Raw genomic sequence first — 24,533 nt, 5'->3', positions numbered from 1 at the left:
AAATGGCGTGGCTCAGACCGCGACCTTGTGATCTGCAAGCTGTGGGCTGCTGACGCGGTAGATACCAATCTCACCTAACAGATTAGGCCATAGCTTACTGGCCCACCCGTGCCGGTGCTGTTGATCCACGGCAAGCCGATCAATGACCTTCGCATCACGTTCGCGACAAAGTTCTTCAAAGTCTTCGAAGGTGCAGAAGTGGATGTTCGGCGTGTTGTACCAGGTGTACGGCAGGAATTCGGACACGGGCATGCGGCCCTTGCTCGCCAGGTACCAGCGGCAGCGCCAGTGGCCGAAGTTCGGGAAGGTGATGATGCACTGACGGCCGACCCGCAGCATTTCGTCGAGGATCTTGTCCGGGTAATGCACGGCTTGCAGGGCCTGGGTCATGACGACGACGTCGAAACTGTTGCTGGCGAAGTTGCCCAGCCCCTTGTCCAGATCCTGCTCGATGACGTTGATGCCCTTGGCCACGCACTCGGCGATGTTGTCGGCGTCGTTTTCCAGGCCATACCCGGTGACGTTCTTGTGGTCGCGCAGCCAGGTCAGCAGTTCGCCGTCACCGCAACCGAGGTCGAGGACGCGGCTGCCGGCGGGGATCCATTCCTGGATGATTTCCAGATCAGCTCTCATGGCTTTCTCACAACGTGATTCGGTTCATGTAGTTGCCGAACGCCTGCAGGTAGCGAGGGATCGGAATCAGGAAGGCGTCGTGGCCCTGCGGCGCGTCGATTTCCAGATAGCTGACATCTTTGCGCGCCGCCATCAGTGCATCGACCAGTTCGCGCGAACGGGCCGGGGAGAAGCGCCAGTCGGTGGTGAACGACATCACGCAGAACTTCGCTGTGGCGTTTTCGAAGGTCTTGGCCAGGTTATCGTCGAAGTTCGCCGCCGGATCGAAGTAATCCAGCGCCTTGGTCATCAACAGATAAGTGTTGGCATCGAAGCGCCCGGAGAACTCTTCGCCCTGATAACGCAGGTAGCTCTCGACCTGGAACTCGACGCTGTGGAAATCGTAGTTGAGCTTTTCGCTCTTCAGGCCACGGCCGAATTTTTCGCCCATGGAGTCGTCGGACAGGTAGGTGATGTGTCCGACCATGCGCGCCAGCATCAGGCCGCGCTTGGGGATCACCCCCGCTTCCTGGAACGATCCGCCGTGAAATTCCGGGTCGGTGAGGATCGCCTGGCGCGCCACTTCGTTGAAGGCGATGTTCTGTGCCGACAGCTTCGGTGCCGAGGCGATGGCCAGGCAGTGACGGACGCGATCCGGGTAAGTGATGGTCCACTGCAATGCCTGCATGCCGCCGAGGCTGCCGCCAATCACCGCGGCCCACTGGCCGATGCCGAGGAGGTCGGCCAGACGCGCCTGACTGTGCACCCAGTCTTCCACGGTGAGCACCGGGAAGTCGGCGCCGAACGGCTTGCCGGTTTCCGGGTTGATGCTGCTCGGGCCGGTGGAGCCGTTGCAGCCGCCCAGATTATTCAGGCTGACCACGAAGAACTTGTTGGTGTCGATAGGCTTGCCGGGGCCGATGCAGCTATCCCACCAACCGGGTTTGCGGTCGTCGGGGCTGTGATAGCCGGCGGCGTGGTGATGGCCGGACAAGGCGTGGCAGATCAGCACGGCGTTGCTCGCCTGTGCGTTCAGCGCGCCGTAGGTTTCGTAGATCAGGTCATAAGCGGGCAGCGAACGGCCACAGGCCAAAGCCAGCGGTTCGCTGAAGTGCGCCGTTTGCGGCGTCACCAGACCAACAGAATCGGGGGGAAAGGCAGCTGGCATCGACCCTGCTCTCGTTGAAATGAGGCGTAAGTCTAAAGACCGGGGGGGTTAGCGGCAAGCAGCCCTCACCCTAACCCTCTCCCAGAGGTAGAGGGGACCGACCGAGGTGTTCTTTTGAACTACGCCGACCTGATATGTCCGGGGTGAACTCAGGTTTCGAATACACCATAGATCGGCTCCCTCTCCAGGGGGAGAGGGCTGGGGTGAGGGGTACAGACACCGCAAAATTCAAGACGGGCGCCGAACCAAACCCGGCAAATCCGGCAGCTTCTTCGGCGAACAGATTTTCACCCGCTTCTGCCGGTTCAGCTCACCGCTGAGCAAACTGACCTGGCTTTTCGAAACCCCAAAAGCCTTGGCCAGAAAGCCCATCAGATACGCATTGGCCTTGCCCTCGACCGGTGGCGCGGTCAGGCGGATCTTCAAGCGATCACCGTGCAGCCCGCAGAAATCATCGCTGCGGGCTGCCGGTTGCAGATGACACTCGAGGATCAAGTCGTCACCGTCCCAGCGAAACCAGCTCACATCAGCAGGCGAAGGATTTCCGGCATCATCGTCATCGCCGCGAGATTGTTGATCACCAGCATGTCGATCAGCTTCAGTGCGAGGAAAGCGAAGATCGGCGACAGGTCGAGACCGCCCATGCTCGGCAGAAAGCGGCGGAACGGCGCCAGGGCCGGTTCACAGATCTGGTTGACCAGTTCAGCTCCCGGGTTGTGGCTGCCCGGGGCGACCCACGACAGAATCACGCTAATGATCAAGGCGAAGAAGAAAATCTTCAGGAACAGCGCGGTCACGCCGATGATCGACCAGATAAACAGTTGCAGCGGGTTGCCGGTGGTGCCGTAAGTCAGCAGCAGGGTCAGCGCCATCAGCGCCAGTTGCACCAGAATCGCCAGTACCAGCGACGACATATCGAGGCCGAACAGGCTCGGGATGATCCGGCGCAGTGGCTTGAGCAGCGGCTGCGTAGCCTTGACGATGAATTGGCACAGCGGGTTGTAGAAGTTGGCCCGTACCAGTTGCAGGACGAAGCGCAGCAGCACGATCAGCAGGTAAAGACTGCCAAGGGTTTGCAGCACATAAACCGCTGCGGTGTTCAATCCAATCATGTAAGGCTCCTTATTTGCCCAGTTGTTCGGCCATTTCGGCCGAGCGGTGCGCGGCGGCGCCGAGTGCGGTTTCGACCAGGGCTTCGAAGCCATTGGCCTGGAATGATTTGATGGCAGCTTCAGTGGTGCCGTTTGGCGAGGTCACGCGGCGGCGCAGTTCGGCGGCATCGACGTCACTGGAAACCGCCATGTGCGCGGCGCCGAGGGCGGTTTGCAGGGTCAGTTTTTCAGCGATGTCTTTCGGCAGGCCAAGTTTTACGCCAGCCACGGTCATGGCTTCGATCAGCAGGAAGAAATACGCCGGGCCGGAGCCGGAGACCGCCGTCACGGCGTCCAGTTGCTGTTCTTCGTTCAGCCACAGCGCGATGCCGACGGCGGACAGCAGCTCTTCGGCTTGCTGACGCTGCTCGGCGGTCACTTCGCTGGTGGCGTAGAGGCCGCTGACGCCTTGGCGCAGGAGTGCCGGGGTGTTCGGCATGCAGCGTACGATCGGCTGCTCGCCAAGCCACGCAGTCATGCTGGCGCAGGTGATGCCGGCGGCAATCGAGACCACCAGTTGATTGGCTTTCAGGCTCGGGCGCAGGGCTTCGCACACGGCTTTCATCGCCTGTGGCTTGACCGCCAGCACGATGACGTCAACGCCGTCGATGGCCTGAGCGTTATCGGCAAAGGTTTCGATGCCGTGTTCAGCACTTACTTTGTTGCGGGTCTCTTCGCCCGGATCGCTGGCGCGAATCTGCGAAGCTTCCAGACCTTTGGCGCGCAGGCCGCCGATCAGGCTGGCCGCCATGTTGCCCGCACCGATAAACGCAATACGTGTGTTGCTCATGTGTGGTCCTTATCTGGAAACGTTCAAGACTGGGAATAATCTCTGGCGCCAAACAGGGCCGTACCGATACGAACCCAGGTGGCGCCTTGGGCAATGGCCGACTCGAGGTCGTGGCTCATGCCCATGGACAGTGTGTCGAGCGGCAGATCGAGGCTGACCTGCAACTTCTGCACGGCAGCAAATGCGGCGTCCTGTTCGGCGCGATCTTCAGTTGGCTCGGGAATCGCCATTAACCCGCGCAACTTCAGGCGTGGCAGGACGCTGATGGCGGCGGCCAGTGCCGGCAGATCGGCGGGGGTGCAGCCGGATTTGCTGGCTTCGCCGCTGACATTGACCTGAATGCAGATGTTCAGCGGCGGCAGGTCGGCCGGGCGTTGTTCGGACAGGCGTTGGGCAATTTTCAGGCGATCCACGGAGTGCACCCAGTCGAAATGCTCGGCAATGGCTCGAGTCTTGTTCGATTGAATGGGGCCGATGAAGTGCCAGATCAAGGGCAGGTCGGCCAGTTCGAGCTGTTTGCCCAAGGCTTCCTGCAGGTAGTTCTCGCCAAAGTCGCGCAGGCCGGCGGCATACGCCTCGCGCAGGGCCTCGGCGGGTTTGGTCTTGCTCACGGCGAGCAACTGGACGCTGTTTTCAGGACGGTGTGCGGCTTGGGTCGCGGTCTGGATGCGCGAACCAACCTGGAGAATGTTGTCTGCTATCGTGGACATCAAGAGGCGCCGGCGGTCTGAAGGTTCGCGGCATTCTACTGGAATTGAGGAGCGCTATGGATATCACTGAACTGCTGGCCTTCAGCGCCAAACAAGGCGCTTCCGACCTGCACCTGTCGGCCGGCCTGCCGCCGATGATTCGCGTCGATGGCGATGTGCGGCGGATCAATCTGCCGGCGCTGGATCACAAGCAAGTGCACGAATTGATCTACGACATCATGAACGACACCCAGCGGGTCGACTTCGAGAAACACCTGGAAACGGATTTCTCCTTCGAAGTCCCCGGTGTGGCACGTTTCCGGGTGAACGCTTTCAACCAGAACCGTGGCGCTGGCGCCGTGTTCCGCACCATTCCGTCGAAAGTGCTAAGCATGGACGACCTCGGCATGGGTGATGTTTTCCGCAAGATCACTGACGCGCCGCGTGGGCTGGTGCTGGTCACCGGCCCGACCGGCTCGGGCAAGTCGACCACGCTGGCGGCGATGATCGATTACCTCAACAATCATCGTCATCACCACATCCTGACGATCGAAGATCCGATAGAGTTTGTGCACGAATCGCGCAAATGCCTGATCAATCAGCGTGAAGTCCACCGCGATACCCGCAGTTTCGCCACGGCGTTGCGTTCGGCACTGCGCGAAGACCCGGATGTGATTCTGGTGGGCGAGATGCGCGATCTGGAAACCATTCGCCTGGCGCTCACCGCCGCCGAGACCGGCCACCTGGTGTTCGGCACACTGCACACCACGTCGGCGGCGAAAACCATTGACCGTGTGGTCGACGTGTTTCCCGGTGACGAGAAGTCGATGGTGCGTTCGATGTTGTCGGAGTCGTTGCTGGCGGTGGTGTCGCAGACGCTGATCAAGAAGATTGGCGGCGGGCGGGTCGCGGCCCACGAAATCATGCTCGGCACCTCGGCGATCCGTAACCTGATCCGCGAGGACAAGGTGGCGCAGATGTACTCGGCGATTCAGACCGGCGGGTCGTTGGGGATGCAGACACTCGACATGTGCCTGAAGGATCTGGTGACCAAGGGCTTGATCAGCCGTGAACATGCGCGGGAGAAAGCGCGTACGCCGGATAACTTCTGAGGGAGATTTTTGCTGCTTTTGCCGGCCCCTTCGCGAGCAAGCCCGCTCCCACATTGGATCTGTGTCGTTCACAAATCAAATGCGGGAGCGGGCTTGCTCGCGAAGAGGCCAGAACTGGTGAAGCAGATTCCGGGTCAGTCAGCTCAGCGCTGAACCACGCGCATCTGCTTGTCGGCCGGCTCTTTCGGCAGCACACGCTTGGCCACCACGTAATGCTGTTCCCAGTACGGCTTGTTCAGCGTGTCGATGCTCACCGCTTTGCCACGGCGCGGGGCGTGGATGAAGCGGTCGTTGCCCAGGTAGATGGCAACGTGATTGACCCGACGGCTCTTGATGTTGAAGAAAATCAGATCGCCCGGCTTCAAGTCCTTGCGCTCGACCTTCTCGCCGTGACCGCTGGCCATGGCATTGGAGGTGCGTGGCAGGTCGAACGTGGCGTCATTGAACGCGTATTTCACCAGACCGCTGCAATCGAAGCCTTTACTTGGGCTGCTGCCGCCCCAACGATAAGGTGTACCGAGGACGTTGACGGCACGGCTCAGCACATTACTGCTTTCCTTGCTCGCCATCGGTGGCACCAGTTTGCTGTGGCTCTTGCTGCTCAGCGTGGTGGTTTTGCTTTTGCTGCTTTTGCTCGAAGGAGCGGAAGCATGGGATTTGGGGGTGAAACCGTTAACGTTGGGAAGACGTTGCTCACGATTGGTGGCGTGGGCGGCCAGTGGCATTAATAGGCAGATGGTTAGCCATGTCTTGAAAAATGGTCGCATTAGGCGTGGCTCTTATGTGTTAGCGCGCAACTTTATAACAGCTTTTTTGTCCCTTCCGAGGCCGTTGGTCGATTCAACCCGGTGGTCAATTTCGCCCAACAAGCGGCAATCTGGCGCAATTGTCGGACAGAACCCAAGCCCCACAAGGCTTTGCGCAGGGTGTAACGATGAAGAGCCACTTGTCGGCTCGACACAAAAAAGTCACAGAAAGTCAGAAAAAATTTATCTATCGACGCAAATGAGGCCATTCATGAACCGCTATCAGCAGGTTGCTCAACCCCAGGATACGCACAGCAAAGTGATCGGCTATTTGCTGTGGATTTTCGGTTTTACCGGCGCTCACCGCTTCTATTACGGAAAACCGGTGACCGGAACGATCTGGTTCTTCACTTTCGGTTTGCTGGGGATTGGCTGGCTGATCGACGTGTTCCTGATCCCGGCAATGGATCGTGAGGCCGATCTGCGCTTTACCGCAGGGCCGATCGAGTACAACGTGGCGTGGATTCTGCTGACGTTCCTGGGCGTATTCGGCGTGCACCGGATGTACCAGGGAAAATGGATCAGCGGCTTGCTGTACCTGCTGACCGGCGGGTTGTTCTTTATTGGCGTGCTGTATGACTTCTGGACACTGAACGATCAGGTCTCGGTGCGTAACGCGCAGAACAGAGGCGCCTTCCAGTAAGTTGTGGTGAGGGGGCAAGCCCCCTCACCACAATGTTATGCCTGGTGGCTGATCCGTCCATCGACCAAGGTATAGCGAACCACGCCCGGCAGACTGTGGCCAATGAACGGGCAGTTCTCGCCCTTCGACAACCAGCCTTCACCGGCCACCGTCGAAGCCTTCGGATCGAACAGCACGATATCCGCTGCGCCACCCACCGCCAGTTTACCGGCCGGCAGGCGCAGTGCCTCGGCAGGGCCCGCGCTCAGACGATCCAGCAGGGTCGGCAGGTCGAGCAAACCATCCTCCACCAGCGTCATCGCCAGCGGCAGCAGCAGCTCAACACTGCTGATGCCCGGCTCGGTCGCGCCGAACGGTGCCAGTTTGGCATCACGCTCGTGCGGCTGGTGATGGCTGGAAATTGCCGAGACCACACCGGACTTCACTGCTTCACGCAGGCCATCGCGATCGGCGCGGGTGCGCAGCGGCGGCTGGACGTGATAAAGGCTGCTGAAGTCGATCAGCGCTTCATCGGTCAGGATCAGCTGATACAGCGCGACATCCGCCGTCACTTTCAAGCCACGAGCCTGCGCCTGAGCGATCAGGGCCACGCCGCGAGCGCTGGTCAGCTGGCTGAAGTGCGCGCGCACACCGGTCTGCTCGACCAGCAGCAGATCCCGGGCCAAGGCCACGGTTTCAGCGGTTTCCGGAATCCCCGGCAGGCCGAGGAAACTGGCGACGGCGCCTTCGTGGGCCAGACCACCTTCAGCCAGATCGTGATCCTGCGAGTTGAAAATTACCGTCAGGTCGAAGGTCGCCGCGTATTCCAGCGCCCGGCACAGGGTGCGGGTATTGCGAAAGCTTTCCAGGCCATTGCCGAAGGCCACGCAACCGGCGTCGCGCAACGCCACCAGTTCGGCGAGCTGTTCGCCGTCGAGACCTTTGCTCAGTGCGCCAATGGGGAACACCTTGGTGTTGCCAGCCTCGCGGGCGCGGTCGAGGATCAACTCGGCCACGGCCGATGTGTCGAGCACCGGTCTGGTTTTCGGTGGGCAGCACAGGCTGGTCACACCGCCAGCGGCGGCGGCCCGGGTTTCGCTGACAATCGAACCTTTACGGCTGTAACCCGGCTCGCGCAGGGCGACGTTCAGATCCACCAGGCCTGGAGCTGCAACAAGACCGCTGGCGTCGATGGTTTCTACTGCGCTGAAACCGGCCGGTGCTGCGCCGAGGGCGACGATCTTGCAGGCTTCAACGTGGATATCGGTGATTTGATCCAGGCCGCTGCTTGGATCGATGACGCGTGCGCCGAGAATGCTGAGCTTCACTGGGCGTTCTCCTGCTCGAATTGGCGCTGGGCTGTTTGCCCGCTCATGGCCATGGACAGCACGGCCATACGAATCGCGATGCCGTAGGTCACCTGATTGAGGATCACCGAGTGCGGGCCGTCGGCCACCGCCGACTCGATCTCCACGCCACGGTTGATTGGCCCCGGGTGCATGACGATGCAATCGGGTTTGGCCCCGGCCAGGCGCGCGGTGGTCAGGCCGAACAGGCGGTAGAACTCGCCTTCGCTCGGCAGCAGGCCGCCGGTCATGCGTTCACGCTGCAGGCGCAGCATGATCACCACGTCGACGTCTTTCAGGCCTTCGGTCATGTCGGTGTAGACCTTCACGCCGTACTGTTCGATGCCGATCGGCAGCAGGGTTTTCGGCGCGATCACGCGGATATCCGGGCAGCCGAGGGTCTTCAGGGCGAGCATGTTCGAGCGCGCCACTCGCGAGTGCAGGATGTCGCCGACGATGGCCACCGAAAGGTTTTCGAAACTGCCCTTGTGCCGACGGATGGTGAGCATGTCGAGCATACCCTGGGTCGGGTGGGCGTGACGGCCGTCGCCGCCGTTGATGATCGCCACTTGCGGGCAGACATGCTCGGCGATGAAGTGTGCGGCGCCGGAATCACCGTGGCGCACGACGAACATGTCGGCAGCCATGGCTTCAAGGTTGCGCAGGGTGTCGAGCAGGGTTTCGCCTTTACTCGCCGACGAGGTCGACACGTTCAGGGTGATCACGTCCGCCGACAGCCGTTGGGCCGCCAGTTCGAACGTGGTGCGGGTTCGCGTGGAGTTTTCGAAGAACACGTTGCACACGGTCTTGCCGCGCAGCAACGGGACTTTCTTCACGGCCCGGGCACCGACTTCGAGGAACGAGTCGGCAGTGTCGAGGATTTCCGTCAGCAACTCGCGGCGCAGGCCGTCGAGCGAGAGGAAGTGGCGCAGCTGGCCCTGATCATTGAGCTGCAGCGGGCGCTTGGTATCTAGAGGCGTCATCGCGAGGGGGACTCTCAATAGGGCGGATTAAGGGTTCAAGTCTTGCAGTTCGAGCGTCAGCGGCTCGGGGCCGGACAACTTCACCCGCTCGTGGGCAGCCAGCGACAGGGTCGCGCCAACCACGTTCGGGCGGATCGGCAGCTCGCCGGCGTCCAGATCCAGCAGGCAGACCAGCGTCACGCTGGCCGGGCGGCCGTAGTCGAACAATTCATTCATCGCAGCGCGGATGGTGCGGCCGCTCATCAGCACGTCGTCGATCAGCACCAGATGCTGGCCTTCGATTTCGAAGGGCAGGGCGGATGGACGCACTTGCGGGTGCAGGCCGTTCTGGCTGAAGTCGTCGCGGTAGAAGGAAACATCCAGCGTACCCAATGGCGCGTCGCTGCCCAGCTCCTTGAGCACAGCCTGCGCGACCCAGATGCCGCCGGTGCGAATGCCGATGTAGCGCGGTTCGCTGATGCCACGCTGGGCAAGGTGCGCCTTGAGGCGTGTCGCCATCTGGCTGATGAGATCGGCGGGATTGGGCAGACTCATGGTTGCTCCTTCTTTGACCCGAGCCGCGTCCTGCCGGACGTGGCTGGGGATTTTAGCCAAAAGAAAAGCGCCGAAGCGCTTGTCAGGATTCAAATAGTGCGGTGTTTTCATCGAGCCAGCCCTGCAACAGCAGAGCGGCGGCGATGGCATCGACCGGGTTGTCGCGGTAACTGCCTTTTTGCCCGCCACGCACCAGACGCTCGCCCTTCGCTTCGAAGGTCGTGAGGCGTTCGTCGTGGGTATAGAACGGCACATTGAAGCGGCCATTGAGGCGTCGGGCGAATTTCTCGGCGCGCAGGCACATTTCGCTCGGCGTGCCATCCATGTTCAGCGGCAGGCCGACGACGACGGCGTCGGGTTTCCATTCCTTGAACAGGGCTTCGACCTGGCTCCAGTCCGGCACGCCGTTCTGTGCTTTCAACGTGCACAGTTCGCGGGCCTGGCCAGTGATCACCTGACCGACGGCAACGCCGATCTGTTTGGTGCCGTAGTCGAAGCCGAGAATCAGGCGCAGGGCCATCAGGCGTGCCCTGCCTGGCTGGTCAGCAGGCTGAGGTTGATCCCCAGGTGTTTGGCTGCTGCTTCAAGACGCAATTCGCTGCTGGTGTTGAACAGGATGTCGGCGTCGTACGGGCAGGTCAGCCAGGCGTTGTCGGCCATTTCCGCTTCAAGTTGCCCGGCTTCCCAACCGGCGTAGCCGAGGGCAATCAGGCTTTTCGCCGGGCCGACACCGTCCGCGATGGCAAACAGCACGTCCTGCGAGGTCGACAACGCCAGATCGCCGTCCAGTTGCGCGGTGGCCTGGAAGGTCTTGCCCGCCGGGTGCAGGACAAACCCGCGATCGGTCTGCACCGGGCCGCCAATGAAAATCGGCACATGCTGGCAGAGGGCCGGCGGATCGATGTCCGGGCGCAGTTGCTCAAGAATGTCTGCCAGATTCAGCTCTTGCGGTCGATTGACCACCAGCCCCATGGCGCCATTGGCCGTGTGCTCGACGATATAGGTCAAGGTGTGGGCAAAGTTCGGGTCGGCCATGTGCGGCATGGCGATCAGGAATTGATGCTTGAGGTAGCTGGGGCTGACGTTTTTCATGTGCGCTAGTGTGGCGTTCGGGGGGCGAACTGACAAGCTGGAGATGCTGACAACAACACAGATCCCTTGTTGGAACATGGCATTTGTGGCGAGGGGATTTATCCCCGTTGGGGCGCGAAGCGGCCCTGATGCCGTTGACAGGGTCTGCCTGACACTCCGTGGATGATGGTTTTGCGACTGCTGCGCAGCCGAGCGGGGATAAATCCCCTCGCCACAGGAATATTCAGTTGCTTGAAAGTTTGTCGCCCCGGGCGAATTTCCAGGTGCGGATGATTTCCAGGCGGTCGATGTCCGACAAGTCCCCGGTAAACGGGGCAAACGGCGCCGCCAGACGGACGATGCGCTGCGCTGCCTGATCGAGCAGCGGCTGGCCGGACGATTCCAGCACCAGCACTTCGTACAGCGAGCCGTCGCGGTTGATCGAGACCATCAGCCGCAGGTTGCCGTAGATCTGCTTGCGTCGCGCTTCCTCGGGGTAGTTGAGGTTGCCGATGCGCTCGACTTTCTTGCGCCAGTCATCCTTGTACCAGGCACCCTTGTCGCGCATGGTCGACGCCGCGCTCAAGCGGTGAATGCGCGGGCGCTTGGCATACAACTGTTGTTCCTTGGCCAGTTCCGCTTCGAGACTGGCAATATCGCTGGACAACTGTGAGCTGTCGAACTCCGGTGCGTCGACTGTCGGTTTGACCTCGGTCTTGGCTTCTTCTTTCTTGGTTGGCGCCTTTTTCGGTTTAGGCGCCACGGTGGTCACGGCGGCTTTGGGTGCGGCCTCCTGCACTTCGGGCTTGGCGGCCGGTGGCGGCGTGACTTTTTTGACCTGATTGTCCTGGAATGGCGCGACCTCGGTGGTCTTCGGGATCGCCTTCTTGTCCAGCGTGCCGCTGCCTTCCTGATGTTCCTGGGCGAGGAAGTCAGCCTTCTCGGGCTTCTTTTCGCTCTTGAAGGTGGCGAGGGTGATTTCCAGGGTTTTGCTGATTTGCTTGGGCTCGACCATGGTGAAGCCGACGCCCAGTAGCAGCGCCAAGTGAATCAGCGCCGCAAGAAACAGGGTAAATCCGAGGCGATCGGCCGGGCGCACGCCACGGTGGGCGAGTTCTGCGGGCAGATCGGACGGGAGGGTCATGACAAGAAAACCAACATCGCGTTTTTCAGAGGCTGTGCATGATAACGCAATGTCGGTTTCACGCCTTGGGCTTCACGCTTCAAGCGACAGGCTGCATGTGACGCACGTCAAGCTTGCGGCTTTTTGCCGGCGGCTTGCAGCTTCTTGTCGATCGCATCCATGAGCATGCCGCCGATGTCAGTGCCAAAGGCATTGTCGATTTCGCGGATACAGGTCGGGCTGGTGACGTTGATTTCGGTGAGGTTCTCGCCGATCACGTCGAGACCGACGAACAACAGACCCTTTTCACGCAGGGTCGGGCCGACCTGAGCGGCGATCCAGCGATCCTTGTCGGTCAGCGGCCGGGCTTCACCACGGCCACCGGCGGCGAGGTTGCCACGGGTTTCGCCCTGCGCCGGGATCCGCGCCAGGCAGTAATCCACAGGCTCGCCGTCGATCATCAGAATGCGCTTGTCGCCGTCCTTGATTGCCGGCAAGTAAGCCTGGCCCATGATCTGTTGGCCGCCGAGGGCGGTCAGGGTTTCGAGAATCACCGACAGGTTCGGATCACCGGCACGATGACGGAAAATCGACGTGCCGCCCATGCCGTCCAGCGGCTTGAGAATCACGTCGCCGTGTTTCGCGGCGAACTCACGCAGCACATCGGCGCGACGGCTGACGATGGTCGGCGGTGTGCACTGCGGGAACAGCGTGGCGAACAGTTTTTCGTTGCAGTCGCGCAGGCTCTGCGGCTTGTTGACCACCAGCACACCAGCGGTTTCAGCCTGTTCGAGCAGGTAGGTGGAGTAGACGAACTCCATGTCGAACGGCGGATCCTTGCGCATCAGGATCACGTCCAGATCGCTCAGCAGGTTGTCCTGTTCGGCGTCCAGTTCGAACCATTTTTCCGGATTGGCGAAGACTTTCAGCGGTTTCATCCGCGCCCGCGCCTGACCTTCGGCCTGATACAGGTCGCGCTGCTCCATATAGAACAGTTCCCAGCCGCGCTTCTGCGCCGCCAGCAGCATGGCCAGCGAGCTATCCTTTTTATAGGAGATGCTGGCGATAGGGTCCATGACAATCCCGACGCGAACGCTCATTGGGTTTTCCTCGAAAATTGGCTACCGGATCGGTATGAAAAAAGTGCCGCCAGAGTGGCGCCGGGCGGGTTTTCGGTCAAGGAAAAACCCGTCGATAGATTGCATCTGGAGACTGTGCTAAAAAGGCTGGCACAGCGTGCTGGCCCTTGAGCATCAAGGGTTTCCAGCCATTACTCATCGCAAAACGGACAATTTGATTCGCAAAGGCGACGGTAGAGCCCTCTTATGGAACAGCAGTCCAGCGCCTTGAAGGTCATGGTGATCGACGACTCGAAAACGATTCGACGCACCGCCGAAACACTTTTGAAAAATGTCGGTTGCGAAGTCATCACGGCGATCGACGGATTCGACGCGTTGGCGAAGATTGCCGATAACCACCCCGGGATCATTTTTGTCGACATCATGATGCCGCGTCTGGATGGTTATCAGACCTGCGCTTTAATCAAGAACAACAGTGCGTTCAAGGCCACACCGGTGATCATGCTGTCGTCCCGGGACGGGCTGTTCGACAAGGCCAAGGGGCGGATTGTCGGCTCCGATCAATTTTTGACCAAGCCTTTCAGCAAGGAAGAACTGCTCAACGCGATCCAGGCCCATGTTCCGGGCTTCGCCGCCGTTTTGCCGCAGTAAGACACGTACAGTGACGCTCGGCCAGCGGGCCGGGGGTCGACAAGAAAATGGGGAAAACCATGGCACGTATCCTGATCGTCGATGATTCGCCGACTGAAATGTACAAACTGACCGGCATGCTCGAAAAGCACGGCCATGAAGTGCTCAAAGCCGAAAACGGCGCCGATGGCGTGGCGCTGGCCCGTCAGGAAAAACCCGACGCCGTGCTGATGGACATCGTCATGCCGGGCCTCAACGGTTTCCAAGCGACCCGTCAGTTGACCAAGGATGCCGAGACCAGTCACATCCCGGTGATCATCATCACCACCAAGGATCAGGAAACCGACAAGGTCTGGGGCACCCGTCAGGGCGCCAAGGACTACCTGACCAAACCTGTCGAAGAAGACATCCTGATCAAAACCCTGAACAACGTACTCAAAGGCTGATCGCGCCGTCATGAGCGAGTCGCTGACCGCGTTCGAACTGCTGTGGCAAATCGACCAGCGCTGCCGCTTGCTGGCGGCCGACCTGCCGTCGCAACCGGCGCGCCAGGATCGCTGGAGCGGTATCGGCTTTCGCCTTGGCGAACACTGGTACGTCGCGCCGATGGGCGAAGTCAGCGAAGTGCTGCACGAACCGCGCTTCACGCAATTGCCCGGGGTCAAGCCGTGGGTCAGAGGCGTGGCTAACCTGCGTGGGCGTTTGCTGCCGATCATGGACCTGTGCGGTTTCTTCGGGCATGAGCTGTCGCCGTTGCGCAAACAGCGGCGGGTGCTGGTGGTGGAGCATGGCGACGTGTTTGCCGGGCTGATGGTCGATGAGGTGATCGGCTTGCAGCACTTCGAACAGAACAGTTTCGAACCGTTGTCGATCAGCAAGCGCCAGGGTTCGAAGGCCGAGTTCGTCAAAGGCTATTTCCGGCGCGAGCAGAACTGGCGGGTGTTCAGTCTGTTTGCGCTGGCGAAGTCCCCGGTGTTCATGAGTGTGGCAATTTAGTCGAAACAACACAGAACCCATGTGGGAGCGGGCCATGTGGCGAGGGGATTTATCCCCGTTGGGTCGCGCAGCGGCCCCAAAATCTGCAACGTTTGACCATCGTCAACGCCTGCGATTTTTTGCGACTGCTTCGCAGCCGAACGGGGATAAATCCCCTCGCCACAAGGTTAGTTCTCACTGGTTCTTCGGTGAGCTTCAAACAGGCGAGGACCGATGACAAAAGCAAAAACAGGCAAGCCGGCGGAAGGATCGCGCAGTCGCTCGCAGATCATTGTGCTGTTCATCGCACTGATCGTGTTCATCATGCTGCTGTTCGCCAACTTCGCGTACCTCAATACCCAGGCGAACTACGACAAGCAGTACATCGGCCACGCCGGTGAGCTGCGCGTCCTCTCGCAACGTATCGCCAAGAACGCCACCGAAGCCGCCGCCGGCAAGGCCGCGGCGTTCAAGTTGCTCAGCGACGCACGCAACGATTTTGCCCGGCGCTGGGGTTACCTGAAAAAAGGCGATCCGGACACCGGTCTGCCGCCGGCGCCTTCCACCGTGCGCCCGGAAATGCGCGCCGTGCAGCTGGACTGGGAACGCCTGCTGAAAAACACCGACGCGATCCTTTCCAGCGAACAGACCGTACTGTCCCTGCATCAGGTGGCGGCCACGCTGGCGGAAACCGTGCCGCAGCTGCAGATCGAATACGAAAAAGTCGTCGAGATCCTTCTGCAACGCGGTGCTCCGGCCGCGCAGGTGGCGATGGCCCAGCGTCAATCGCTGCTGGCCGAACGCATCCTCGGCGCGGTCAACACCGTGCTGGCCGGTGACGAAAACTCGCAGCAAGCCGCCGACGCCTTTGGCCGTGATGCCACGCGTTTCGGCCAGGTGCTCAACGGCATGCTGCAGGGCAACCCGGCACTGAAAATCAGTCAGGTCGAAGACCGTGATGCCCGTGCTCGCTTGAGCGAGATTTCCGAGCTGTTCCAGTTCGTCTCGGGTTCGGTGGATGAAATCCTCGAAACTTCGCCGGAGCTGTTCAAGGTTCGCGAATCGGCGACCAATATCTTCAGCCTCTCGCAAACCCTGCTCGACGAAGCCTCGCACCTGGCCAGCGGTTTTGAAAACCTTGCCGGCGGGCGCAACACCGACACCATCGGCGGTTATGTGCTGGGCTTGCTGGCGCTGGCGTCGATCATTCTGATCGGCATGGTCATGGTTCGCGAAACCAATCGCCAGTTGCGCGAGACCGCCGAGAAGAACGAGCGCAACCAGAACGCGATCATGCGCCTGCTCGACGAAATCGAGGATCTGGCTGACGGCGATCTCACCGTGACCGCCTCGGTGACCGAAGACTTCACCGGCACCATCGCCGACTCGATCAACTATTCCGTCGACCAGTTGCGCGATCTGGTCGCGACGATCAACCTCACCGCTGGGCAGGTCGCCGCTGCGGTGCAGGAAACGCAGGCCACCGCCATGCACCTGGCCCAGGCCTCGGAGCATCAGGCCCAGCAGATTTCCGAAGCGTCGACCGCGATCAGCGACATGGCCGAGTCCATCGATCAGGTCTCGGCCAACGCCGCCGAATCCTCGGCGGTGGCCGAGCGCTCGGTGGAAATCGCCAACAAGGGCAACGAGGTGGTGCACAACACCATCCACGGCATGGACAACATTCGCGAACAGATTCAGGACACCGCCAAACGCATCAAGCGTCTGGGCGAGTCTTCGCAGGAAATCGGCGACATCGTCAGCCTGATCGACGACATTGCCGACCAGACCAACATCCTCGCCCTCAACGCAGCGATTCAGGCGTCGATGGCCGGGGATGCCGGACGCGGTTTCGCCGTGGTGGCCGACGAAGTGCAGCGGCTGGCCGAGCGCTCGTCCGCCGCTACCCGGCAGATCGAAACCCTGGTGCGGGCGATTCAGACCGACACCAACGAAGCGGTAATATCCATGGAGCAGACCACGACTGAAGTGGTGCGCGGCGCGCGACTGGCGCAGGATGCCGGTGTGGCCCTGGAAGAAATCGAAGGCGTGTCCAAGACCCTTGCGGCGCTGATTCAGAGCATTTCCAACGCGGCGCAGCAGCAGACGTCTTCGGCCGGGCAGATTTCCCTGACGATGAACGTGATCCAGCAGATCACCTCGCAGACTTCGTCCGGCTCCACGGCCACCGCCGAAAGCATCGGCAATCTGGCGAAAATGGCCAGTCAGCTGCGGCGTTCGGTGTCCGGTTTCACTTTGCCGGCGGCCTCGGCACCGGCGACGGATAAGGCGTGAGTGGAGCGGTTATGGCTGATCGGCACGACTATGTGGCCCTCGAATGGGTCAAAGGCGAAATTGCCGAAACGCTGAAGCAGGCGCACCAGGCGATTGAAGCGGTGCTCGATGATCCGCAGGCCTTCCCCGGGCTGGACGAATGCCTGGATTACATTCATCAGGTGCACGGCAGCCTGCAGATCGTCGAGTTCTACGGCGCAGCGCTGCTCGCCGAAGAAATGGAGCATCTGGTCGAAGCCCTGCAACACGAACGCGTCGCCCATCGCGACGAAGCGTTGCACCTGTTGTTGCAGGCGCTGGGGCAGTTGCCGATCTACCTCGACCGCGTGCAGAACGCCCGCCGCGATCTGCCGCTGGTGGTGTTGCCGCTGATCAACGATTTGCGCAGCGCCCGGGGCGAAAGCCTGCTCTCGGAAACCAGCCTGTTCAGTCCGCAACTGCCGGAGCTTGTACCGTTGAGCTCAGAGGCGCTGACCCTGCTGGAACCTGCGGAACTGCCGAACGTGCTGCGCAAATTGCGCCAGATGCTGCAAATGGCGCTGGTCGGGTTGCTGCGCGAGCAGGACGATCAGACCCACCTCGGTTACCTGGCCAAAGTCTTCACCCGCCTCGAAGCACTGAGTGGCGAGGCGCCTTTGAGTCCGTTGTGGCAAGTCGCCTCGGCGCTGGTCGAAGGCATGCGCGAAGGTGTGATCGCCAACAGCCCGGCGCTGCGCAGCCTGTTCAAGGATGCCGACAAGGAACTCAAGCGCCTGCTCGAACAGGGCATGTCCGGCCTCAATCAGCCGCCACCGGCGGAGCTGCTGAAAAGTCTGTTGTTCTATATTGCCAAGGCCGAACATCCCACCAGGCAGATGCTGACCATGAAAGATCGCTACTCCCTGGACGACGCATTGCCCGACAGCGCGATGGTCGACGAAGAACGCGCGCGCCTCGCCGGCCCTGACCGCGATGCGATGCGCTCGGTGTTGACCGCGTTGTGCGAGGAGTTGGTGCGGGTCAAGGAACGCCTCGACCTGTTCGTGCGCAGTGACCGCCAGCACGCCTCCGATCTGGACAACTTGCTGGCGCCGCTGCGGCAGATCGCCGACACCCTCGCGGTGCTCGGTTTCGGTCAGCCGCGCAAGGTCATCATCGATCAACTGGCGGTGGTGCTCAGCCTTGCCCAGGGCCAACGCGAACCGAACGACGCGATCCTCATGGACGTGGCCGGTGCCTTGCTTTACGTCGAAGCGACGCTGGCCGGGATGGTCGGCACGGTCGAACCGGAAAACCCCGAAGACTCGCGCCTGCCGACCACTGACCTGACGCAGATCCATCAGATCGTCATCAAGGAAGCACGCATCTGCCTGCAACAGGCCAAGGACATGATCGTCGACTACATCGACGCCGATTGGGACCGTCAGCATCTGCAGGGCTTGCCCGCGCTGCTGACCCAGGTGCGCGGCGCGCTGGCGATGATTCCGCTGAGTCGCGCGGCCAGCCTGGTCGAAGCCTGCAACGGCTATATCCGCGAGCACCTGCTGCTCGATCCGCACGAGCCGGGTTGGCAGCAACTGGATAACCTCGCCGACGTCATCAGCAGCCTAGAGTATTACCTTGAACGCTTGAGCGATGATCCGCAGGCGCCGAGCGAACAGTTGCTGGATGTCGCACAGAAATCACTCGCCAGCCTCGGCTTCTTTCCCGACGAAGCGCCCGGCGAGCAGCACGTGCCGGTGCTCGACGACGTGCTCAGCCCCAGCGAAGCACTGGTGATGCAGGATATGCAGGCGCTGGACGATCCACAGGTCGTGCAAACGCTGGCCGACGTCCTGGCCAGCCCGGTTTCCGCGCTCAACCCGCCAGCGTTGATCACGCCCGGCAGCCTGATGCCGCCACCGCTCGATGAGGAGCCGGTGGACGATGAACTGCGTGAAGTTTTTCTCGAGGAGACTGACGAAGTCCTCGAAGTTCTCCACGAATACTTGCCACGCTGGACTGCCAACCCGCAGGATCGCGATGCGCTGACTGAGCTGCGCCGCGCCTTCCACACCTTGAAGGGCAGCGGGCGTATGGTGCGTGCGCTGGTGCTCGGTGAATTGGCTTGGGCCGTGGAAAACCTGCTCAACCGTGTCCTGGAACAAAGCATCGAACCGGGTCGCGTGGTCCCGCAATTGCTCACCGATACGGTGCTGTTGCTGCCTGAGCTGATCGGCGAGTTCGCCACCCACAGTCAACGCCAGCGCAGTGATGTCGATCAACTGGCGGCACGTGCCCACGCATTGGCCAAGGGTGATGCACCGCTGGCGGCCGAAGATGTCGACGATGTCGCGGCGCTCGATCCACTGTTGCTGGAGATCTTCCGCAACGAGGCCGAAACCCACCTCGCCAGCCTCAACCGCTTTCTCGATCAAGCCGCCGAACACGTGCCGCTGCAAGCCAGCGATGAATTGCAGCGCGCCTTGCACACCCTCAAGGGTAGCGCGTCGATGGCCGGCGTCGTGCCGATTGCCGAACTGGCGGCGGCGCTCGATCAATTGGCCCGGGAGTTCAAGGCGCATCAACTGCCGCTGGATCTCGACGAGGTGGAATTGCTCCTCGAAGCCGAGGGCCTGTTCCGCGTCGGTCTGCGCCAGCTCAAGCACGATCCGCTGGCGCCGATTGTCGGCGCGCAATCGCTGATCAAACGCACCGAAGCCCTGCTTGCCGAGCGTCTGCAAACAATCCTCAATGCGCCGAACACCGGCCTGCGGATCAAGCGCGATCCGCAGCTGATCAACAACTTCCTCGCCCAGGGCATGGACATCCTGCTCGACGCCGAAAGCCTGCTGCAGCGCTGGCAGCAACACCCTGGCGAGCGTCAGGAACTCAGCGCATTGCTCGATGAACTGACCACCCTCGGCGAAGGCGCACACCTGGCGGATCTGCTGCCGGTGGATGTGTTGTGCGAAGCCTTGCTCGACCTCTACGGTGCCGTGGAAGAAAGCAGCCTGGCGGTCAGCGAGCGGTTTTTCCATGAGGCGCAACTGGCCCACGAAGCGCTGATCAACATGCTCGATGAACTGGCCGCCGGTCAGGAAATCACGCCGCAACCGCAACGTATCCGCGCCTTGCACGAACTGCTCGACGAAAGCCTCGATCCGGGCGCCATGGGCCTGATCCGCAGCGACGGCAGCCGCAGTCTGAGCATCCGCGAACTGGGCAGCGCGACGGCAGAACTGCAGCAGTCGGCGACCACGTTTGACGCCGATGACGAGATCGTCGAGATCTTCCTCGAAGAGGCCGTGGACATTCTCGACAGTGCCGGTCAGGCCTTGCAGCGCTGGCTCGGTGACCCGGACAACAGCGCACCGCTGTCGTCGTTGCAGCGCGATCTGCACACCCTCAAGGGCGGTGCGCGAATGGCGCAAGTCGAGGCCATCGCTGATCTCGCCCAAGAGCTGGAAAGCCTGTACGAAGGGCTGGTGGATCGGCGCTACAGCCACAGCGAAGCGCTTGGCCGGCTGCTGAAAGAAAGCCACGATCATCTGGCGTTGCTGCTTGAGCAATTGCAAAACCACCAGCCGCTCAGCCCGGTTCTGGCGCTGATCGACGGGATTCGGCAGCTGCGTCAGGGCGCCGTGCTCAGCGCTGAAACTGTGCAACCGGTGGCCGGTCACGATGGCGCCGGGCACGATCCGGAACTGCTGGAAATCTTCCTTGAAGAAGGTTTCGACATCATCGAAAACTCCGGCGCCGCGCTGGTGCGCTGGCAGGCCGAACCGGGCAACCGCCAGGAAGTGGAAACCCTGCTGCGCGATCTGCACACCCTCAAGGGCGGCGCGCGGATGGTCGAGATCGGCCCGATCGGCGACCTCGCCCATGAATTGGAATACCTCTACGAAAGTCTCTCTGCAGGAACGTTGCAGGCTTCAACTGAACTGTTCGCGCTGGTTCAGCGTGGCCATGACCGTCTGGCGCAAATGCTCGACGCCGTGCGTGCCGGGCAACCGTGCCCGCCGGCTGACCGGCTGATCAATGCGATCCAGAACTTCAGTCACCCGGTGGCGCTGGAAACACCTGCGTTGCTGCCGATGCCGGTGAAAACCGAAGCCGCCGCACCGGCCGCCGATGCCGGCGCGGACATGGTCAAAGTCTCCGCCGAACTGCTCGATGAGCTGGTGAACCTGGCCGGGGAAACCTCGATTTTCCGCGGGCGTATCGAGCAGCAGGTCAACGATGCACAGGTCGCGCTGAACGAGATGGAAACCACCATCGAGCGCATGCGCGATCAACTGCGCCGTCTCGATATCGAAACCCAGGGGCGGATTCTCAGCCGTCAGCAAGTCGATGCCGAACGCCTCGGCTACGAAGAGTTCGACCCGCTGGAAATGGACCGCCATTCGCAGTTGCAGCAACTGTCGCGGGCGCTGTTTGAATCGGCCTCCGACCTGCTCGACTTGAAGGAAACCCTCGACCGGCGCAATCACGACGCCGAAAACCTGTTGCAGCAACAGGGGCGGATCAACACCGAGTTGCAGGAAGGCCTGATGCGCACGCGCATGGTGCCGTTCGAGCGGATGTTGCCGCGCCTCAAACGTATCGTCCGCCAAGTTGCCGAAGAGCTGAACAAAGACGTTGCCTTCGTCGTCGGCAATGCCGAAGGCGAGATGGATCGCAACGTGCTCGAACGCATGGCCGCGCCGCTGGAACACATGCTGCGCAACGCCGTCGACCATGGTCTGGAGTCTGCCGAAGCGCGGCTGGCGGCGGGCAAACCGGCGCAGGGGCAGATCAGCCTCGACCTGTCCCGCGAGGGCGGCGACATCGTTTTCGACATCCGCGACGACGGCGCCGGGGTGCCGCTGGAAGCCGTGCGGCGCAAGGCGATCAAACGCGGTTTGCTCGCCCCGGACGCCGAGATCAGTGACCGCGACGTGTTGCAGTTCATCCTGCAGCCGGGGTTCTCTACCGCCGAGAAAATCACCCAGATTTCCGGGCGTGGCGTCGGCATGGACGTGGTGCACGAAGAAGTCCGCCAATTGGGCGGCAGCATGAGCATCGACTCGGTGGCGGGGCAGGGCGTGCATTTTCGCATTCGTCTGCCGTTCACTGTTTCGGTCAACCGTGCGCTGATGGTGCAGTGCGGTGAGGATCAGTACGCGATACCGCTGAACACCATCGAAGGCATCGTCCGGGTGTTGCCCAATGATCTGGAAGGGCACTTCCGCCAGGATCCGCCGCGCTACCAATATGGCGGCCAGACCTATGAACTGTGCTACCTCGGCGAGCTGCTGAAAACCGCGCCCCGGTCGAAACTGCTGGGCCAGAACCTGCCAGTGCCGGTCCTGCTGGTGCATTACAACGACCGCCACATTGCCGTGCAGGTCGATGCCATGGCCGGTACCCGCGAAATTGTGGTGAAAAGCCTCGGCCCGCAGTTCGCGGCGGTGCAGGGCGTGTCGGGCGCGACGATTCTTGGCGATGGCCGGGTGGTACTGATTCTGGATCTGCTCGCGCCGATCCGTGCGATGCAGGCGCGGGTGGCGCAGCCTGCGATGCAGCCGGACATCGACAGCGAACCGCACAAACCGCTGCTGGTCATGGTGGTCGATGACTCGGTCACCGTGCGCAAGGTCACCAGCCGTTTGCTCGAACGCCACGGCATGAACGTGCTGACCGCCAAGGACGGGGTCGACGCCATGTTGCTGCTCGAAGAGCACATGCCCGACTTGATGCTGCTCGACATCGAAATGCCGCGGATGGACGGTTTCGAAGTCGCCACCCAGGTGCGCAACGACGAACGCCTGCAACACCTGCCGATCATCATGATCACCTCGCGCACCGGCCAGAAGCACCGCGACCGCGCCATGGCCATTGGCGTCAACGACTACCTCGGCAAGCCGTATCAGGAGTCTGTGCTGCTCGAAAGCATTGCCCACTGGAGCAAGAAACATGCATGAACGCCGGCACAATCCGCGCACCAGCCAACTGACTGGCCTGTTGTTGCCGCTGGCAGATCGCAACCTGATTCTGCCCAACGTCGCCGTCGCCGAGTTGATCGACTACCAGGCCAGCGCCTTCGATCTGGACACGCCACCGTGGTATCTGGGGCGCGTGACCTGGCGAGAGCGGCAGATTCCGTTACTCAGTTTCGAGTCGGCGTGCGGGCAGAAAATCGTCATCGGCGAGCGTGCGCGCATCGTCATCCTCAATGCCCTCGGCGGGCTGCCCGAGTTGAAGTTCATCGCGTTGCTGGTGCAGGGGATTCCACGGTCTTACAAGCTCGACAGTCAGTTGAGTTATGTCGATGTGCCGTTGTGTGCGCTGGAACAGGCGGCGGTGCAGGTGGGAGAGCAGGTGGCGAAGGTGCCTGACTTGCTTGGGCTGGAGAAGTTGTTGGTGGATGCCGGGCTGATCCATTGATCCAAGGTTTTTGGTGTTCAGACTGGCCTCTTCGCGAGCAAGCCCGCTCCCACAAGGGATCTTCAGTGAATGCAGATTTTGTAGACGATACAAATCCCCTGTGGGAGGGGGCTTGCTCCCGAAGGCGCCAGTCGCATCAACCAATGTCTATAGGCAAATCGCGGATTTTTGTAGCGCCATAAACGTTTTCAGCCGCGGCTGTTTAAAGACACTCGGTGTTACCGCTCACTGGCCTACAAATCCTTGCGCCGCTGCCTACGCATGCACCAGAATCCGCCGGCTTGTGCGCCGTGGGCTGGCTGCGTAACGTGGATCGGGTCACTGATTCCCAGTGATCGGGTTTAGCAGCCCGGCTTTGTCCTTACCTCGGTTGTACAAGTTTCATCCAGTCAGGCATTCGCCTGTGCTTGATGGTGGCTGTGCGCATGGCACCTTCGGGTGCGCCGGGTTGGGGTTTGACCGGTCTGCTAACTTGCGCATAGCCGCCACCCTACCGTTTAGCAGCGAGATGGTGAGGCCTAATAGAGGTTCATCCCCATGTTCAAAGTAACGCCTAACCCGCCGCCCACCGACCTGGCATCCCCCTACGAATCCCCCGACTCAAAGAAATTCCACGAAGCCGCCGAGCGCGCCCTCGACCATTACCTCGGCCCTACCAACGCCGACCTCATGGCCACGCCTTACACCCCCAACACGCTGTACATGGCCAGCCCCGAAGCCGACACCGAATCCCTGCTGGCCGATGCCAGTGAAACGCTCGGCTCTGCCACCGTCATGCTGCACAACCATGTGGCGATGGTCGAAGGCACCCACCGCAAAACCCTGCAAGGCATCGCGCAAGTCGTGATGCTGGCCGAGTTGGCGGTCAATCGCGTGTTGGACAAGTTAGTGCCGACCGAGTAAGCAAAAAGTCCCTCACCCCAGCCCTCTCCCGGAGGGAGAGGGGGCCGACCGAGGTGTCTTGCGCTTTACATCGACCTGAAATACCCCGTCGATTATGGATTCGGTAGAGCACGATCAGGTCGGTGTATTCCTTGAGCATCCCCCAATCAGTCCCCTCTCCCCTGGGAGAGGGCTAGGGTGAGGGGTGCTCTTGATCGTTACCCTGAGCGTAATGATTCACCGTCATGCTTGATTGATGCTTCCCACCCACACGCCTA

At 61.2% G+C, this 24,533-nt stretch carries 23 protein-coding genes; 9 read left to right on the top strand and 14 right to left on the bottom strand.

The window, feature by feature from the left end:
- Window positions 1-12 precede the first annotated feature (12 nt).
- The 6 genes from metW to F2P67_RS15820 form a co-directional block, all read right to left on the bottom strand.
- The gene (gene metW, locus F2P67_RS15845; RefSeq protein WP_166221520.1) at window positions 13-633 is read right to left on the bottom strand and encodes a methionine biosynthesis protein MetW; all 621 of its coding nucleotides are present in this window, start codon (window positions 631-633) and stop codon (window positions 13-15) included.
- Window positions 634-640: 7 nt separating this feature from the next.
- On the bottom strand, window positions 641-1,780 hold the full coding sequence (gene metX, locus F2P67_RS15840; protein WP_166221518.1) for a homoserine O-succinyltransferase MetX: 1,140 nt from the start codon (window positions 1,778-1,780) through the stop codon (window positions 641-643).
- 228 nt (window positions 1,781-2,008) lie between these two features.
- Complete coding sequence (locus F2P67_RS15835) at window positions 2,009-2,305, bottom strand: DUF167 family protein (protein ID WP_166221516.1); 297 nt, start codon at window positions 2,303-2,305, stop codon at window positions 2,009-2,011.
- Window positions 2,302-2,892: a YggT family protein gene (locus F2P67_RS15830; protein WP_166221515.1), complete on the bottom strand. Its 591-nt coding sequence runs from the start codon at window positions 2,890-2,892 to the stop codon at window positions 2,302-2,304. The genes F2P67_RS15835 and F2P67_RS15830 overlap by 4 nt, the downstream gene beginning before the upstream one ends.
- Window positions 2,893-2,902: 10 nt before the next feature.
- Window positions 2,903-3,721, bottom strand: a complete 819-nt coding sequence (proC, locus tag F2P67_RS15825) for a pyrroline-5-carboxylate reductase (RefSeq protein WP_166221513.1) — start codon at window positions 3,719-3,721, stop codon at window positions 2,903-2,905.
- Between the two features lie 23 nt (window positions 3,722-3,744).
- Window positions 3,745-4,431 (bottom strand): YggS family pyridoxal phosphate-dependent enzyme, encoded by a 687-nt coding sequence (locus F2P67_RS15820; protein WP_166221511.1) that lies wholly within the window; start codon window positions 4,429-4,431, stop codon window positions 3,745-3,747.
- Window positions 4,432-4,487: 56 nt separating this feature from the next.
- Here F2P67_RS15820 and F2P67_RS15815 point away from each other — a divergent pair, with 56 nt between their 5' ends.
- Window positions 4,488-5,522 (top strand): type IV pilus twitching motility protein PilT, encoded by a 1,035-nt coding sequence (locus F2P67_RS15815; RefSeq protein WP_166221509.1) that lies wholly within the window; start codon window positions 4,488-4,490, stop codon window positions 5,520-5,522.
- A 143-nt stretch (window positions 5,523-5,665) separates the two neighbouring features.
- Here the strand turns inward: F2P67_RS15815 and F2P67_RS15810 are convergent, their stop codons facing one another.
- Window positions 5,666-6,289 carry a C40 family peptidase gene (locus F2P67_RS15810; protein ID WP_166221507.1) on the bottom strand — a complete coding sequence of 208 codons (624 nt, stop codon included), beginning with the start codon at window positions 6,287-6,289 and terminating at the stop codon, window positions 5,666-5,668.
- Window positions 6,290-6,539: 250 nt separating this feature from the next.
- Here F2P67_RS15810 and F2P67_RS15805 point away from each other — a divergent pair, with 250 nt between their 5' ends.
- On the top strand, window positions 6,540-6,971 hold the full coding sequence (locus tag F2P67_RS15805) for an NINE protein (protein WP_166221505.1): 432 nt from the start codon (window positions 6,540-6,542) through the stop codon (window positions 6,969-6,971).
- A gap of 35 nt (window positions 6,972-7,006) precedes the next feature.
- Here F2P67_RS15805 and F2P67_RS15800 read toward each other — a convergent pair whose 3' ends face one another.
- The 7 genes from F2P67_RS15800 to gshB form a co-directional block, all read right to left on the bottom strand.
- The gene (locus tag F2P67_RS15800; protein ID WP_166221503.1) at window positions 7,007-8,278 is read right to left on the bottom strand and encodes a dihydroorotase; all 1,272 of its coding nucleotides are present in this window, start codon (window positions 8,276-8,278) and stop codon (window positions 7,007-7,009) included.
- Window positions 8,275-9,279: an aspartate carbamoyltransferase catalytic subunit gene (locus tag F2P67_RS15795; RefSeq protein ID WP_095164512.1), complete on the bottom strand. Its 1,005-nt coding sequence runs from the start codon at window positions 9,277-9,279 to the stop codon at window positions 8,275-8,277. The genes F2P67_RS15800 and F2P67_RS15795 overlap by 4 nt, the downstream gene beginning before the upstream one ends.
- 27 nt (window positions 9,280-9,306) lie before the next feature.
- Window positions 9,307-9,813 (bottom strand): bifunctional pyr operon transcriptional regulator/uracil phosphoribosyltransferase PyrR, encoded by a 507-nt coding sequence (gene pyrR / locus F2P67_RS15790; RefSeq protein WP_166221501.1) that lies wholly within the window; start codon window positions 9,811-9,813, stop codon window positions 9,307-9,309.
- Between the two features lie 82 nt (window positions 9,814-9,895).
- Window positions 9,896-10,333: a Holliday junction resolvase RuvX gene (gene ruvX, locus F2P67_RS15785; RefSeq protein ID WP_166221499.1), complete on the bottom strand. Its 438-nt coding sequence runs from the start codon at window positions 10,331-10,333 to the stop codon at window positions 9,896-9,898.
- Entirely contained in the window at window positions 10,333-10,905 is a 573-nt protein-coding gene (locus F2P67_RS15780; protein WP_166221497.1) for a YqgE/AlgH family protein, read from the bottom strand. Before F2P67_RS15780 ends, ruvX begins: the two co-directional genes overlap by 1 nt.
- 223 nt (window positions 10,906-11,128) lie before the next feature.
- On the bottom strand, window positions 11,129-12,028 hold the full coding sequence (locus F2P67_RS15775; RefSeq protein WP_166221495.1) for an energy transducer TonB: 900 nt from the start codon (window positions 12,026-12,028) through the stop codon (window positions 11,129-11,131).
- Between the two features lie 107 nt (window positions 12,029-12,135).
- A complete protein-coding gene (gene gshB / locus F2P67_RS15770; RefSeq protein WP_064589631.1) occupies window positions 12,136-13,107 on the bottom strand; it encodes a glutathione synthase in 972 nt (323 codons plus the stop codon).
- A 225-nt stretch (window positions 13,108-13,332) separates the two neighbouring features.
- Between gshB and pilG the strand changes: the two genes are divergently transcribed.
- The 7 genes from pilG (at window position 13,333) to F2P67_RS15735 (ending at window position 24,276) form a co-directional block, all read left to right on the top strand.
- On the top strand, window positions 13,333-13,737 hold the full coding sequence (gene pilG / locus F2P67_RS15765) for a twitching motility response regulator PilG (protein WP_007913673.1): 405 nt from the start codon (window positions 13,333-13,335) through the stop codon (window positions 13,735-13,737).
- A gap of 59 nt (window positions 13,738-13,796) precedes the next feature.
- Window positions 13,797-14,162, top strand: coding sequence for a twitching motility response regulator PilH (gene pilH / locus F2P67_RS15760; RefSeq protein WP_166221493.1), 366 nt, complete (start codon window positions 13,797-13,799; stop codon window positions 14,160-14,162).
- A gap of 10 nt (window positions 14,163-14,172) precedes the next feature.
- Window positions 14,173-14,712: a chemotaxis protein CheW gene (locus F2P67_RS15755; protein ID WP_166221491.1), complete on the top strand. Its 540-nt coding sequence runs from the start codon at window positions 14,173-14,175 to the stop codon at window positions 14,710-14,712.
- A gap of 213 nt (window positions 14,713-14,925) precedes the next feature.
- Window positions 14,926-16,986: a methyl-accepting chemotaxis protein gene (locus tag F2P67_RS15750; protein ID WP_166221489.1), complete on the top strand. Its 2,061-nt coding sequence runs from the start codon at window positions 14,926-14,928 to the stop codon at window positions 16,984-16,986.
- 11 nt (window positions 16,987-16,997) lie between these two features.
- Window positions 16,998-22,910 (top strand): Hpt domain-containing protein, encoded by a 5,913-nt coding sequence (locus F2P67_RS15745; protein WP_166221487.1) that lies wholly within the window; start codon window positions 16,998-17,000, stop codon window positions 22,908-22,910.
- Window positions 22,903-23,373, top strand: a complete 471-nt coding sequence (locus F2P67_RS15740; RefSeq protein ID WP_166221485.1) for a chemotaxis protein CheW — start codon at window positions 22,903-22,905, stop codon at window positions 23,371-23,373. Before F2P67_RS15745 ends, F2P67_RS15740 begins: the two co-directional genes overlap by 8 nt.
- Window positions 23,374-23,910: 537 nt before the next feature.
- On the top strand, window positions 23,911-24,276 hold the full coding sequence (locus F2P67_RS15735) for a DUF6124 family protein (protein ID WP_166221483.1): 366 nt from the start codon (window positions 23,911-23,913) through the stop codon (window positions 24,274-24,276).
- The last annotated feature ends 257 nt before the right edge of the window (window positions 24,277-24,533 follow it).

The sequence above is a fragment of the Pseudomonas atagonensis genome (assembly GCF_011369485.1).
GTDB lineage: Bacteria > Pseudomonadota > Gammaproteobacteria > Pseudomonadales > Pseudomonadaceae > Aquipseudomonas > Aquipseudomonas atagonensis.
The sequence above is the reverse complement of the archived record's forward strand: the minus strand, read 5'-3'. Positions and strand labels throughout refer to the sequence as shown.

Coding starts and splice junctions, on each gene's coding strand:
- metW (WP_166221520.1), bottom strand. CDS start 633: ATGAGAGCTGATCTGGAAATCATCCAGGAATGGATCCCCGCCGGCAGC.
- metX (WP_166221518.1), bottom strand. CDS start 1,780: ATGCCAGCTGCCTTTCCCCCCGATTCTGTTGGTCTGGTGACGCCGCAA.
- F2P67_RS15830 (WP_166221515.1), bottom strand. CDS start 2,892: ATGATTGGATTGAACACCGCAGCGGTTTATGTGCTGCAAACCCTTGGC.
- proC (WP_166221513.1), bottom strand. CDS start 3,721: ATGAGCAACACACGTATTGCGTTTATCGGTGCGGGCAACATGGCGGCC.
- F2P67_RS15820 (WP_166221511.1), bottom strand. CDS start 4,431: ATGTCCACGATAGCAGACAACATTCTCCAGGTTGGTTCGCGCATCCAG.
- F2P67_RS15815 (WP_166221509.1), top strand. CDS start 4,488: ATGGATATCACTGAACTGCTGGCCTTCAGCGCCAAACAAGGCGCTTCC.
- F2P67_RS15810 (WP_166221507.1), bottom strand. CDS start 6,289: ATGCGACCATTTTTCAAGACATGGCTAACCATCTGCCTATTAATGCCA.
- F2P67_RS15805 (WP_166221505.1), top strand. CDS start 6,540: ATGAACCGCTATCAGCAGGTTGCTCAACCCCAGGATACGCACAGCAAA.
- F2P67_RS15795 (WP_095164512.1), bottom strand. CDS start 9,279: ATGACGCCTCTAGATACCAAGCGCCCGCTGCAGCTCAATGATCAGGGC.
- pyrR (WP_166221501.1), bottom strand. CDS start 9,813: ATGAGTCTGCCCAATCCCGCCGATCTCATCAGCCAGATGGCGACACGC.
- ruvX (WP_166221499.1), bottom strand. CDS start 10,333: ATGGCCCTGCGCCTGATTCTCGGCTTCGACTACGGCACCAAACAGATC.
- F2P67_RS15780 (WP_166221497.1), bottom strand. CDS start 10,905: ATGAAAAACGTCAGCCCCAGCTACCTCAAGCATCAATTCCTGATCGCC.
- F2P67_RS15775 (WP_166221495.1), bottom strand. CDS start 12,028: ATGACCCTCCCGTCCGATCTGCCCGCAGAACTCGCCCACCGTGGCGTG.
- gshB (WP_064589631.1), bottom strand. CDS start 13,107: ATGAGCGTTCGCGTCGGGATTGTCATGGACCCTATCGCCAGCATCTCC.
- pilG (WP_007913673.1), top strand. CDS start 13,333: ATGGAACAGCAGTCCAGCGCCTTGAAGGTCATGGTGATCGACGACTCG.
- pilH (WP_166221493.1), top strand. CDS start 13,797: ATGGCACGTATCCTGATCGTCGATGATTCGCCGACTGAAATGTACAAA.
- F2P67_RS15755 (WP_166221491.1), top strand. CDS start 14,173: ATGAGCGAGTCGCTGACCGCGTTCGAACTGCTGTGGCAAATCGACCAG.
- F2P67_RS15750 (WP_166221489.1), top strand. CDS start 14,926: ATGACAAAAGCAAAAACAGGCAAGCCGGCGGAAGGATCGCGCAGTCGC.
- F2P67_RS15745 (WP_166221487.1), top strand. CDS start 16,998: ATGGCTGATCGGCACGACTATGTGGCCCTCGAATGGGTCAAAGGCGAA.
- F2P67_RS15740 (WP_166221485.1), top strand. CDS start 22,903: ATGCATGAACGCCGGCACAATCCGCGCACCAGCCAACTGACTGGCCTG.
- F2P67_RS15735 (WP_166221483.1), top strand. CDS start 23,911: ATGTTCAAAGTAACGCCTAACCCGCCGCCCACCGACCTGGCATCCCCC.